We start from the raw sequence: 233 nt of genomic DNA on the forward strand, positions 1-233 counted from the left end.
CCTTTCCGTCACGGTCTGGGCGCACCACATGTATGTGACGGGCGGCGTGCTGTTGCCGTTCTTCTCCTTCATGACGTTCCTGATCGCGGTGCCGACGGGCGTGAAGTTCTTCAACTGGATCGGCACGATGTGGCAGGGCTCACTGTCCTTCGAGACGCCGATGCTGTGGGCGGTCGGCTTCCTGATCACCTTCACGTTCGGTGGTCTGACCGGTGTGATCCTGGCGTCGCCGC

The 233-nt window shown here is 62.2% G+C and carries 1 protein-coding gene; it reads left to right on the forward strand.

The features are described from left to right. The coding region (locus IH09_RS36360; RefSeq protein WP_190233547.1) for a cbb3-type cytochrome c oxidase subunit I at positions 1-233 on the forward strand (233 nt) is incomplete at both ends.

The organism is Streptomyces celluloflavus, assembly GCA_000720995.1.
Lineage (GTDB): Bacteria > Actinomycetota > Actinomycetes > Streptomycetales > Streptomycetaceae > Streptomyces > Streptomyces celluloflavus.